We start from the raw sequence: 11,862 nt of genomic DNA on the forward strand, positions 1-11,862 counted from the left end.
GTCACCCACGACACCCTTGTCTCGAGCTAACACTTCCTACTGCTAAGCGTGTTCGGGACTTGAACCCTATAGTCGATTGCCATGCCCGGCGCACGAAACAAAAAAAGTCCTGATTTGCATCAGGACTTTTTATTATAATTTCGTTACTAATTATTCTGCAGGTGCAGCTTCTTCAGTAGTTTCGTCTTTTTTGGTTGCTTTTTTAGCAGGTGCTTTTTTAGCTGGAGCAGCTTCAACAGCAACAACTTCTTGCTCAGCAGCTGCTTTCTTAGCAACTGGTGCTTTAGCTATAGCAGCTTCGATTTCAGCTTCAGTAATTGGAAGGATTGAAACGTAAGATTTGTTATCTTGTTTCTTTCTGAAAATTACAGTACCATCAACTAAAGCGAATAAAGTATGGTCTCTACCAATACCAACACCTTTATCAGGGTGGTGTTTTGTTCCACGTTGACGTACTAAAATGTTTCCAGCGATAGCCAATTGCCCACCGAAAATTTTAATACCTAAACGCTTACTATGCGATTCACGTCCGTTTTTCGAACTACCGGCTCCTTTTTTGTGTGCCATGATTTTATATTTTGTAACTCGCTAAAAAGCGAATTATTGGGTTAACAATTAATTATAGAGTGATGTCAGAAATCTGAATCTTAGTGAAAAACTGGCGGTGACCATTTTTCTTTTTGTAACCTTTTCTACGTTTTTTGTGGAAAATAATCACTTTATCACCTTTTAAATGAGATACGATCTTAGCTGAAACTTTAGCACCTTTAACTGCAGGAGCCCCTACAGTAATTGCACCACCGTTGTCAACCAACAATACATTATCAAATTCAATACTAGCGCCTTCATCTCCTTGTAATCTGTGTACAAAAAGGTGCTGGTCTTTAGCAACTTTAAATTGCTGCCCTGCTATATTTACTATTGCGTACATTGTTTAAATATTAGTTTTTTAATTTTTATTTAACGAGGTGCAAATATAGAACAAATTCAATTAACACACAAATACATATCGAAAATATTTTCTATATATATTTTATTTTTATGCCAACCTTTAATTTCAGTCTGTTTTAAGATTAACGATGACATGAAACCGTAACAAATTTTAGTTCTTCTTATTATTTACCGCTTCTTTTTTCAGCTTGATTTATCGTTTCTTCGATAATTTTTCTCATCTGTACAGCAGCATCCAACAATTTTGGGTTACCATCAAAATCACCATAAATCACAACGTGTTTAGATTTTTCTTTATACTTGAAAAGAATCTCGTAGCGCGGAACAGCCAAAGCTTTAGCACTCTTTTTTCCAATGGTATCAGGAAAATTCCAAAGGCCGATTTCATTTGCTTTTGAATGCATAAACAAAATATCGTCGCTTTTTAAAAACACCTTTTTCCGAACAACAGAATCTACATTATTTACATACTGATATTCGCCAGTAGCAGAATTATAATGATTTTCTAATGTATCCTTTATCCCCCATTTGTAGTCCATCGATACAAAATCCTTTTTCCTGAACGGTGCATTTTGAATGATTGGCTTGTAATAAATATAACAATAAATAATCATCGGAAGGATGATGCTAAGGGCTAAGAATATTTTTTTTCCTTTACTTGACACTTGATATTAAATTATTGATTGAATGTTTAAATTATTATAAGGAATGAACTATTGAGATTAAATAAAATGCTAAACCGCTGATTCTTTTAACTCCCCTTCCCATTTACTCACCACTGCAGTGGCAATACTATTTCCAACAACATTAGTTGCCGAACGGCCCATATCCAATAATGGATCAATGCCTATTAATAACGCCAAACCTGCTTCAGGAATATTGAAGCTGGCAATGGTACCAGCAATTACCACCAGCGATGCCCGTGGTACCCCTGCAATGCCTTTACTGGTAAGCATTAAAATTAAAAGCATCGAAATTTGTTGCTCAAAACCCAAATGGATTCCATAAGCTTGGGCAATAAATAAGGAAGCAAACGTCATGTACATCATCGAACCATCGAGGTTAAAAGAGTATCCAAGTGGCAATACAAAACTTACAATTTTATCTTTACATCCAAACCGCTCCAGAAGCATCATAGTTTTCGGATAAGCTGCCTCGCTACTTGCGGTACTAAAGGCCAAAAGCGCAGGTTCTTTCATATCGTTAACCAAACGGAAAATGCGTTTTTTTAATACCAAAAAGCCTAAGAAAATCAATACCATCCACAGTATGCCCAACCCTAAATAAAACTCACCGATAAAAATGGCATAGGTATTCAATACATTCAGTCCTTGTTTGGCTACAATGGCTGTCATGGCTCCAAAAACAGCTAATGGTGCAAAATTCATCACATAACCGGTCATCTTTAAAATAACGTGCGCAATGGCATCAAAAGCTTTAATTACGATCTGCCCCAAATCACCAATTGCAGCTGTGGCTACACCAAAAAATAAAGAGAAAACAACGATCTGTAAAATCTCGTTGGTTGACATAGATTCGGCGATACTCTTAGGAAAAACGTGTGCGATGAAATCTTTTACACTCATTGCAGCTTTCTGGATTCCGGTATTCACCAATTGATCTGGCAACGATAATTTCATATGTCTTCCAGGTTCGAATAAATTGACAAGAATCATCCCCAGTACTAACGACATTAGCGACATGGCTAAAAACCAACCTAATGTTTTACCGCCTATTCTCCCAACTGCTTTAATATCGCCAACTTTAGCCACACCAACAACAAGGGTTGTAAATACCAATGGAGCAACAATCATTTTAATCAGGCGAAGAAAAATATCGCTTAACAGAGTGAAATATTCTAGTTTTTTCTCTCTAATATCTTCATTCTCTTTTTTGATTTTGGCGTTAGCTTTACGCTCTGCTTTAAGTTGCGTATACACAATACTGGTGGTATCGGTTGTTTTAGCAATACTTACCTCTATACTTTTAACTTTTGCATCAGCATTAAGTATATTCTGGTTGTAAACATCGATTGAATTGACATTTAAAATATAGCCCAGTGCAATACCCGCAATCAGCGCTAAGAAAATAAAAAGCGTGAGTTTGTTTTTCTTCATGAATATAAAAAGTTTGTGGTACTCTTAATTTGGTAAAACTACGATATTTACGGCTTGTAACAAATTTTGATAACAGCTGGAATTAAAAAATATATTATTTTTGGCACTTTGTTGTAACAAAAAATGCTCAACATCATCTAAAACGCAACCTTCAACCCCTAAATGGAACAAAAAGACAAGCTATTTAAAGAAATTTTTGATTCAAACTCCAAAAAGATTTTCCATTTATGTTATGGTTATACTGGCGATACCGACGCTGCCAATGATCTTTTACAGGAAACTTTTTTAAAGGTTTGGCAAAACCTGGATAAATTCAGGAACAAATCTTTAATTTCTACATGGATTTACAGAATTGCCGTAAACACCTGTTTAACCTACTTAAGATCAGAGAAACGACAGGCAAAAGACGAATTAACGGACAACATAATTGAAAATAAAATAGAAGAGTTTTCGGAGAAAAACGAACAGGTTGCCCTTCTTTATAAATGTATATCCAAACTCGAAGAAAATGACCGCTTGATTATAACAATGGTATTAGATGAATTACCATATCACGAAATTGCCGATATCTCTGGAATAAGTGAAGGCAATTTAAGAGTAAAAATTCACCGAATTAAACAAAAGTTAACAGAATTATATAGTCAGTATGCAAGCGTTTGATCAAATACAGGAGCTGTGGCAAAATCACAAAGTAGAAGTTAAGGTTTCTGCAGATGAAATGCTACAACAAGTGAAGAAAGAAGTAAATGGATTAAAGCTTAAATCTGCTTTGAACATCCTGGGGATGCTGGCATCATTTATTGCTATTGCTGCACTATGGATATTTTTTCATTTCGAATCGTGGACAACCCACGTGGGCATCAGCATCACAATTATTGCAATTGGTGTATATACATTGATTCTTTACCGTGATTACCGTTTAATCTCGAAAACCGATTTTACGGCTCATCCCCATCAGTATCTGAATAACCTAAAAACTTATCAGTTAAACCGCTATAAGCTTTACAATTCTTTATACTGGTTTTATGCAATTGCCCTCTCATTAGGCATTATGTTCTATTTCGTAGAAATTCTTTCTCGTTTTAATACCATTCAAAAGGTACTGGCAATAGGATTTACAGCATTTTGGATGGTATTTTGCTCAACAATTCTGAGAAAAGCGGTAATAAGCCGAGAAAAAGAACGCATTGCTTTATTGATTGAAAAATTTGAACGCATTAGCGAACAGATTTCTACCCCGGAATAATTTTAGGCACGGTTTTTTCATTGTAAAAACTGATACATTGAAAACATTATGATTTATCGCCAGATAATGAAATTGTTAAATCATAATCGCTTCACTACAGTTGAAACTAAAATTATACCGTTGAAAAAACAAATTTTATCCATACTTTTTTTGCTGGCCCTGCCATGCACATTTGCGTTTAAACAAGACTTGAGCCAACCAGTACAACTTGACTGGGAAACTCATTTTAAAGGTAAACCAGATATGCAATCGCCCTTTTTTGCTTTAACGGCAATGACCTGGAAATACAGCTACTCAAGCACTGTTTACCGCAACCGGGTTGCCATCAATTTAAAGAATGAAGCCACAATTGATAAAACAAGATCGTGGGTGAAATGGGACAAGATTAAAGATCCTGACATTAGGGCAAGTTTGTTGCACCACGAACAAGGACACGCTGATATTCAATATGTTTTACTTTTAGAAGCCGAAAGGGTGCTGAAGAACAGAAACTATTCAGTAAACAACTACAAAGCACAAATTTCAGAACTGGCAAACCAGATCAGCGAGTATTTTGATACCATGCAACGCAATTACGACGAGGAAACTGAACACGGCAGCAACCATAAAATGCAGGCCAGATGGGATGAAATTATTCAGGATAAAATTGAAGAATCAAGAGCAGCAACAGCAGAATTACAAAAATAGCTTCGGCACAAATATGATGCAACCTACAGCGACGGCCAAAAATGCTGCAACCAAAACAGCCGCCGCAGCCAAATCTTTTACCAATTTGATTTTTGGATGATAATCTGGTGAAACAACATCTGCTAGTTTCTCAATGCTTGTGTTTATTATTTCAGCCATAAAAACTGCAACAATTACAGATAATATTGCAATCCATTCTAAGCCAGAAATTTTTAAATAAAAAGATAACGCAACCGCAACAATTGCTGAAACTAAATGAATCCTCCCATTGTGTTCATTAACAAAAAACAACCTTAATCCATTAAAAGCATATTTAAAGCTCCTTACCCGCTCTATAATTGAAAATTTCTGGCTGCTCATTATTTTAATTTTAGCTAGGCATTAAAGATGCTGAAACAAGATAATGCCTTATATGTGCGAAGCATGTGATTTTTAACCCTTAAAAGTTAGCTTTTACCTTTCCCTTCTTCAGGCTTTACTTCGCTCGTAGAAAAACTGCTACCACTTAATTTATATTGATAAGTCTTGCTAATTGTTTTAGTGCTATCTACAGTATCTTTAACAGGAAAAGAGCGAAAAAGATCGCCATTTTTAATAAAAAATTTATCATTCCCTGCATATCCTTTTTTCTGGTTAGCACTTAAAGAAGGAAAACCTATCTTATTAAAATCTCCACCGGCGTATTCGAAAACATTCAGATCGGAAACGTTTTTTTTGCTTAGTAACTGGATATAGATTTCCGGGTTACCATCATTATCCAGGTCCATATTCCATGCATCCGTTATTATTCCTTTGCGATCTACCGCAGCAGATTTATAATTGTTACGTACGGAATCAGACATTAAAATTTGATACCCGCCAATTGAATCAACGCCTTTCCCCCAGCTTAAAATCTCAAAATTCAAACCCGGTTTTACTTCTATATCCTTATAAAAACGGAAAGGGTTCTTTTCAATTTTAGTAGCTTCTGTTATAACTGGTTTTGGTTTTTCTTCTGTGCATGCAAAACAAAACAGCATCCCTGCTATTAACAAAAGATGCTGTTTTGTATATTTCTGTAGTTTCATTCTATTTGGGACGTTTGGTTGCCCCAAATTAAGTATTTTAGCTTACCTAAGCAACATTATTTCTTGGCCTCTGCCTTTACTTCTGGCGCACCATTATTTAAAACAGTCTCTGCAGTAACACTTCTTCTACCACTTGGTGCAATAACTATGGTTTTTAGAACTCTCTTCTCTCCTTGCGGAACAGTAATTTTTAGAGGAGCAGTATATAAGAATGCATTTTCGGATGGACGCGCCAAATCGATAGTATAATAAATTTTTGCACCGGTAACAGGTGCTTTCAAATCAATGGTAAAATCGCCACCGGTTAAAGGTTTATCACTTTGACCTATTGGTGTAGGCACCCAAAAATTTATGTTCATTTTATCTAAACGCGCCAAATGCACTGGTAGGCGTTGCTCAGAAAAATTCTTAATATCTTTCCGCTCCACCGGCGACCATGCAATTTCAGCCAAGGCCAACAAACGCGGGAAAGCATGATTTTCTGCCTTCGCTGTTGTTTTAATGTACTCTGTCCACATATTTGCTTGCACCCCTTTAATGTATTTACGCTCATCGGCAGTTAACACTTTAGGAATTGGATCGTAAGCATAAATCTTTTGGTATGGCGCAAATCCACCAATAGTAACCGGCTCATCAGGAGAATTGGATTGTTTATGGTCAATATATAAACCCATCGAACCTGGAGTCATAATTACGTCGTGTTTTTGTTGTGCAGCAGCAATTCCACCATCTTCACCTCTCCAACTCATTACTGTTGCATTTGGGGCTAAACCACCTTCCAAAATCTCATCCCAGCCAATAATTGAGCGTCCTTTTCCATTTACATGTTTCTCTATGGTTTGAATAAAATAACTCTGTAATTCATGCTCATCTTTCAAACCTTTTTCTTTCATTAAATTCTGACAGAATGTCGATTCTTTCCAATAGGTTTTAGGAGCTTCATCACCACCAATATGAATGTATTTAGAAGGAAAAATAGCAATCACTTCATCCAAAACATTTTCTAAAAAGGTAAAGGTATTGGCTGATGGTACAAAAATATCATCAAAAACACCCCAGGTTTGTTGCACCTGCTTTCCTTTTCTACTGCCTGCCCATGGTGTTTTATCACTGATAAAAGTATCACGCTCAGGGAAACAGCTTAACTCAGGGTAAGAAGCAATGGCAGCTGAAGCATGACCAGGCAATTCGATTTCCGGAATTACGGTGATGTATTTGCTCGCTGCATAGCGAACAACTTCTTTAGCTTCTTCTTGTGTGTAAAAACCTTTAACAGGTGTAAGGTAATTGCCATTGCCTGGATAATTCCCAATAATACTTCCATTGCGTGAAGAGCCGATTTCGGTTAGCTTTGGATATTTTTTAATCTCTAACCTCCAACCTTGATCATCTGTTAAATGCCAGTGAAAAGTGTTGATTTTATAATAAGCCAATTGATCGATATATTTTTTGATGAAAGATATTGGGAAAAAATGACGGCACACATCCAACATGGTTCCACGATAAGCAAACCGAGGATAATCGTTAATGTTTACCGCAGGTAATGTAATTTTATCTGCAACTTTATCTGGCAACATTTGCATCAGTGATTGTACGGCATAAAAAAGTCCGGCACCCTTTCCTGTTAAAACGATTTGGTTGGGTGTAACTTTAATGGTGTAACCTTCGGCAGGCAATTTATCTGCGCCAACAGAAGTAAGTATAAGTGCTTTTTGATTGGGTTGAGTTACTTTATTTTCTCTCAAGGCAAAACCGGCTTTTGTAACGATAAAAGCGTTTAATAAATCAGACATCTTTGCTCCGTCGATGCTCTGGTTTACCAAAACAGTGGTTTTATCCAAAATAAAATTTCCATTTGCTCTTGTAATGGCTACTGGTGCAGGTATGATTCCCAAATTGGGATCGCTCTGCGCAAACGCACTTGTGCTGATTAATACTCCAATAAAAATCGATAATGCTTTGTTCATGTTGTGTTTTTGGTTTTAAATTTATTTGATTATTACAACCAATATAGAGATTATGGGCAGATCCTGAACCTCACATTTTTGTTACAATTTAAATCAACCGTTTGACTGGACTGCCCAATGCAGATAAATTTTAACCCGAAGGCTTATGCGTTTTTTCTAATGCTTTTGATAATACATTTATAATAAAAATCCTAGTATTTTTTTGAAAATCAAATGCAGTAGCGTTTTGGGTTGGAACAGTCCCGCTCCCGCTTCTGCCGATTGAAAAATCTGCATCCCGCTTTGATCGGGTTTAGGTGGCGCAGACAATGGTACTTGTTATGGTTGCAATGTGCAGAAGACAATTGATGAACGGTGTTATTCAACTTTCAATAGCAGCAAAAACCTGCGTATATAAACCTTATTGCATTGCAAAGCCCGGAGCGCAGCGAGGACTTGTAATGGAAAGCAGGACTAACAATAAAAAGAGCTGCTGAAATTGCTTTCCAAAAAAATCAATCACAAAAAAAGAGAAACCGTTAATGATTTCTCTTTCTAAAATAATATTTAAATGTGTTTATGCTTCTACAGGGTGTTCTTTAGCAGCCAAATACCTTTCAGCATCAAGTGCGGCCATACAACCAGAACCCGCTGCAGTTACCGCTTGTCTGTAATACATATCCTGAACATCGCCACAGGCAAAAACGCCTTCGATATTGGTTAATGTAGAACCTGGTTTAGTAGCTAAGTATCCGGTTTCATCCATATCCAACTGGCCTTTAAAAATATCGGTATTTGGTTTATGACCGATGGCCACAAAGAAACCTTCTACTTCGATATCAGATTCTTCACCTGTTTTGTTATTTAAAACTTTAACAGCAGTAACATTTTTACCATTACCTAAAATTTCCTGGGTTTCGGTGTTGTAATGTACCACAATGTTTGGGGTTGCTAAAACACGACTTACCATTGCTTTTGAAGCCCTGAATTCGTCTCTGCGAACCAATAAATGAACAGTTTTACATAGTTTAGCTAAATAAGTTGCTTCCTCAGCAGCGGTATCACCAGCACCTACGATAGCTACATCCTGTCCTTTAAAAAAGAAACCGTCGCAAACGGCACAAGCAGAAACCCCGAAACCATTATATTGTTGCTCGCTTGGTAAGCCTAACCATTTTGCTGTTGCACCGGTAGCAATAATTACAGTATCAGCGGTAATGGTTTTAATTTCATCTACAACTACTTTATGTGGTGTAGAAGAAAAATCAACTGAGCTTACATAACCAAAACGGATATCGGTACCAAAACGTTCTGCTTGTTTACGGAAATCTTCCATCATTTCTGGCCCCATAATTCCTTGTGGGTAACCCGGAAAATTCTCAACATCAGTAGTTTGCGTAAGCTGTCCACCAGCTTGCATACCAGTATACATAATTGGTTTTAAATCGGCTCTGGCAGCATAAATTGCAGCAGTATAACCTGCAGGGCCTGAGCCTATAATTAAACACTGAACGTGCTCGTTTTCTTGTGACATTATATTGTGTGTTTGAAATTCATTAATTGTAGCGCAAATTTAATGCTTTAATTAATTGTTAACAAACTTACATTGTCAACATAGTTTACTTATTAACAGCTGAGGTTAAGAGGCAGGGCATAAAGCAACTTTAGGCCTAATAAAATGTATGATTTGTGGTTTCAGGTGTTTCCATTAGGCTGAGATTAAATTTATACGACAGTTGAGATACCATAGCAATTAAACTCTACAGCTCAATTGAATACTAAATTTATTTTGATTAATTTCTTTAGAATAGAATAAATTCTCGTTTAAAGCAAATTCTATTAAGTGGATTGCTTCTTCACTTTTGAGATACTTTTGTTTTTTAATTCCGAAGCTTGCTTTCTCATTTGTGCTAAGGAAACTTTGCACTTTTTTAAGTTGGCTTGCTGCCCCAGTTGATCCATCTCCGAAAATGATATTTTGTAATTCATTTTTAATACTTTTCATTAAAAGCTTGTTCCAAAGTTAATAAATATTTTTTCTTTCGAAAATGTCTTCTGCATCACCTAGCAAAATCCCACAACACCTAAGTTTGTATAATACCCACATTAAATTTCTTTTTAACTGGCGATTGGTTGGCTGCCTCAATGCCCATTGAAATTACTTTTCTTGTTTCCAGTGGATCGATAATGCCATCTACCCAAAGGCGCGAAGCTGCATAATATGGAGTGGTTTGGCTATCGTACTTATCAGTGATTTCTTTTAACAACTCTGCTTCTTTTTCTGGCGTTATTACCTCCCCTTTTGCTTTTAAGGAAGCATCCTGAATTTGCAATAATGTTTTAGCGGCCTGTGCGCCACCCATTACGGCTATTTTTGCAGTTGGCCAGGCATATATCAATCTTGGATCGTAAGCTTTACCGCACATGGCATAATTACCAGCACCATAAGAATTTCCCAATACAATTGTGAATTTTGGCACCACAGAGTTGGCTACAGCGTTAACCATTTTAGCGCCATCTTTAATAATACCGCTTTGCTCAGATCGGCTGCCCACCATAAAACCGGTTACATCCTGCAAAAACACCAATGGAATTTTCTTTTGATTACAGTTCATTATGAAACGGCTGGCTTTATCTGCACTATCAGAATAAATTACGCCACCAAACTGCATCTCCCCTTTTTTTGATTTTACCACTTTGCGTTGATTTGCTACAATACCTACAGCCCAACCATCAATACGCCCCAAACCACAAACAATGCTTTGTCCGTAACCTTTTTTATATTCTTCAAATTCCGATCCATCAACCAATCGATTAATGATATCCATGATTTCATAAGGTTTATCACGGTTTTCAGGTAAGATACCGTAAAGTTCTTCCTCATTTTCTTTTGGCTTTGCAGGCTTTATCCGATCAAATCCTGCATTTTGTGGTGCACCTAACATACTCATGATGTTTTTGATACTATCCAAACAAGCCTGATCATTGGGATGTTTATAATCGGTAACACCCGAAATTTCGCAATGTGTAGTTGCTCCACCCAAAGTTTCATTATCAACTTCCTCACCGATAGCGGATTTTACGAGATAAGATCCTGCTAAAAATACCGATCCGGTTTTATCAACAATCATGGCTTCATCGCTCATAATGGGTAAGTAAGCCCCACCTGCAACACAAGCACCCATAATAGCCGAAATCTGAACAATTCCTTCTGATGACATGATGGCATTATTGCGGAACATTCTTCCAAAATGCTCTTTATCCGGGAAAATTTCATCCTGCATGGGTAAATACACTCCGGCACTATCTACCAGGTAAATTACAGGCAAACGGTTTTCCATCGCAATTTCCTGTGCACGAAGATTCTTTTTCGCCGTCATCGGGAACCATGCACCAGCTTTTACCGTGGCATCATTGGCAACAATCATACATTGCCTTCCACTCACATAACCAATTCCACAAACTACCCCCGCAGCTGGGCAGCCCCCTTGTTCCAGGTACATACCGTCAGCGGCAAATGCACCAATTTCTAAAAAATCAGCGTCTTTATCAATCAGGTATGCAATACGTTCGCGGGCCAACAGCTTACCTTTTTCTTTTTGCTTGGCAGCATTTTTTTCACCACCGCCCAAGTATATTTTTTTGAGTTTGGTTTTCAGTTCGTAAACCAACTGTTTGTTCACATCCTCATTTTTATTGAATTCGATATTCATGGAGGCAATTTAAATTTATTTTTAGAAAAACAATATTGACCAAAACGGTTTCTGGTACAAAGCAATTTTTAACCACAGCAAAAACAAGAGAAATTAATGAGGACAAAGAGATCTCAACGCTTTATTTAAGATTGG

General features: G+C 36.9%; 13 protein-coding genes. 3 read left to right on the forward strand and 10 right to left on the reverse strand.

The annotated features are described in order from the left end of the window. Positions 1-150 precede the first annotated feature (150 nt). From rpmA to ASE74_RS05125, 4 genes are all read right to left on the reverse strand, one after another. A complete protein-coding gene (gene rpmA, locus ASE74_RS24325) occupies positions 151-567 on the reverse strand; it encodes a 50S ribosomal protein L27 (protein ID WP_082458656.1) in 417 nt (138 codons plus the stop codon). A 52-nt stretch (positions 568-619) separates the two neighbouring features. Next, on the reverse strand, positions 620-931 hold the full coding sequence (rplU, locus tag ASE74_RS05115; protein WP_025146774.1) for a 50S ribosomal protein L21: 312 nt from the start codon (positions 929-931) through the stop codon (positions 620-622). A 184-nt stretch (positions 932-1,115) separates the two neighbouring features. Next, entirely contained in the window at positions 1,116-1,616 is a 501-nt protein-coding gene (locus ASE74_RS05120) for a hypothetical protein (RefSeq protein ID WP_055905172.1), read from the reverse strand. 69 nt (positions 1,617-1,685) lie between these two features. Next, on the reverse strand, positions 1,686-3,068 hold the full coding sequence (locus ASE74_RS05125) for a dicarboxylate/amino acid:cation symporter (RefSeq protein ID WP_055905177.1): 1,383 nt from the start codon (positions 3,066-3,068) through the stop codon (positions 1,686-1,688). A gap of 162 nt (positions 3,069-3,230) precedes the next feature. On the opposite strand from ASE74_RS05125, the gene ASE74_RS05130 reads away from it, so the two are divergent. The 3 genes from ASE74_RS05130 to ASE74_RS05140 all read left to right on the forward strand — a co-directional run bounded on the left by ASE74_RS05130 (position 3,231) and on the right by ASE74_RS05140 (position 5,001). Beyond that, the gene (locus ASE74_RS05130; RefSeq protein ID WP_029275756.1) at positions 3,231-3,728 is read left to right on the forward strand and encodes an RNA polymerase sigma factor; all 498 of its coding nucleotides are present in this window, start codon (positions 3,231-3,233) and stop codon (positions 3,726-3,728) included. Next, complete coding sequence (locus ASE74_RS05135; RefSeq protein WP_055905180.1) at positions 3,715-4,314, forward strand: hypothetical protein; 600 nt, start codon at positions 3,715-3,717, stop codon at positions 4,312-4,314. The genes ASE74_RS05130 and ASE74_RS05135 overlap by 14 nt, the downstream gene beginning before the upstream one ends. A gap of 120 nt (positions 4,315-4,434) precedes the next feature. Next, entirely contained in the window at positions 4,435-5,001 is a 567-nt protein-coding gene (locus tag ASE74_RS05140) for a DUF922 domain-containing protein (protein WP_162235794.1), read from the forward strand. On the opposite strand, the gene ASE74_RS05145 is transcribed toward ASE74_RS05140, so the two are convergent. From ASE74_RS05145 to ASE74_RS05170, 6 genes are all read right to left on the reverse strand, one after another. Beyond that, positions 4,990-5,361 carry a diacylglycerol kinase family protein gene (locus ASE74_RS05145; protein WP_055905185.1) on the reverse strand — a complete coding sequence of 124 codons (372 nt, stop codon included), beginning with the start codon at positions 5,359-5,361 and terminating at the stop codon, positions 4,990-4,992. The genes ASE74_RS05140 and ASE74_RS05145 overlap by 12 nt on opposite strands. Positions 5,362-5,447: 86 nt before the next feature. After that, a complete protein-coding gene (locus tag ASE74_RS05150) occupies positions 5,448-6,068 on the reverse strand; it encodes a hypothetical protein (RefSeq protein WP_055905188.1) in 621 nt (206 codons plus the stop codon). 56 nt (positions 6,069-6,124) lie between these two features. Further along, a complete protein-coding gene (locus ASE74_RS05155) occupies positions 6,125-8,035 on the reverse strand; it encodes a beta-N-acetylhexosaminidase (RefSeq protein WP_055905192.1) in 1,911 nt (636 codons plus the stop codon). 556 nt (positions 8,036-8,591) lie between these two features. After that, positions 8,592-9,548, reverse strand: coding sequence for a thioredoxin-disulfide reductase (gene trxB / locus ASE74_RS05160; RefSeq protein WP_055905195.1), 957 nt, complete (start codon positions 9,546-9,548; stop codon positions 8,592-8,594). A gap of 219 nt (positions 9,549-9,767) precedes the next feature. Next, complete coding sequence (locus tag ASE74_RS05165; RefSeq protein WP_055905198.1) at positions 9,768-10,019, reverse strand: hypothetical protein; 252 nt, start codon at positions 10,017-10,019, stop codon at positions 9,768-9,770. 79 nt (positions 10,020-10,098) lie between these two features. Next, positions 10,099-11,727 carry an acyl-CoA carboxylase subunit beta gene (locus tag ASE74_RS05170; RefSeq protein ID WP_055905201.1) on the reverse strand — a complete coding sequence of 543 codons (1,629 nt, stop codon included), beginning with the start codon at positions 11,725-11,727 and terminating at the stop codon, positions 10,099-10,101. Positions 11,728-11,862: the final 135 nt, after the last annotated feature.

Source organism: Pedobacter sp. Leaf216 (assembly GCF_001421515.1).
Classification (GTDB): domain Bacteria; phylum Bacteroidota; class Bacteroidia; order Sphingobacteriales; family Sphingobacteriaceae; genus Pedobacter.